This is a genomic window from Wolbachia endosymbiont of Drosophila bicornuta (assembly GCF_028982105.1).
In the GTDB taxonomy this organism is placed as follows: Bacteria; Pseudomonadota; Alphaproteobacteria; order Rickettsiales; family Anaplasmataceae; genus Wolbachia; species Wolbachia pipientis.
Genome location: NZ_JAPQLF010000015.1, coordinates 1 through 834, shown reverse-complemented (window position 1 = coordinate 834; position 834 = coordinate 1). Strand labels below are relative to the sequence as shown.

The following is an 834-nucleotide window of genomic DNA, read 5'->3' as shown; positions in this document are numbered from 1 at the left end:
CCAATATTTTAAAGCAGATAATAACCCCAGGGCTTCTTTTGCCTTTTTTTTCATTTGGTAAATTTCTTAAATATTTATGGCTAAACGACAATCGTCATCCCGCTACTTGTTAGCGGGATCTAGAGATACCGCGGCGGTATGACGTAGGGAAACCTTTCTTGGGTTAGCTATAAAACTAATCAGCATCTTGTTTAGCACATATAAATTAAGTTTCACAAATATAGTGCTAAACCTTGAAAATATGTTATAGCTACTTCTTCCAATTTAGTGGTGGGTTTTGACAGTACACATGTTATTTTACTAGCTACCAACTCAAGTGTCACAGAAGTTGCAATCATTTTAAATGTCACAGAAGTTGCAATCACTGCACTTATATTCTGTACTTTAACATTTACTCTACTTTCTATTAGAGGCTTTACCCCCCTTACATCATTACGTACAGCAGTATGATTTATTTCATTTTCAATTCCACTACTATGCTGCAACAAGATATCCCCATTAACTTTTATTTCAACATTTTTGTCACTACTACCATTGTTAAAATTTAATCCCTCATCTCTTCTACTTTGTCTTTTTTCTTTTAATTTTAATTCAGTTTCTCTTTTATCAAGGGTAGGAAATGGGATGTGAGTTTTTTCCTGACCATCTTGATTTATAGCTCTTGTTGTATTAAAAGCTTCGTTGCTTTTACATGATATTGTATAAGTAAGTGGTGTGTAGATTTTTTCTTCACTATCTGGATATTTTATAGTTATTGTTGCATTAAGAATGTCTTTCAGAATACCGTTTTCTTTAGCTACTCTTAACATTTTCTCAACAGCTATACTATCTTTA

General features: G+C 32.6%; 1 protein-coding gene. It reads right to left on the bottom strand.

The window, feature by feature from the left end:
• Positions 1–212: 212 nt before the first annotated feature.
• Positions 213–834: WD_0033/WD_0034 family tandem repeat-containing protein (locus tag OZD68_RS00095; RefSeq protein WP_458695177.1), on the bottom strand; the 622-nt coding region annotated here is incomplete at its 5' end.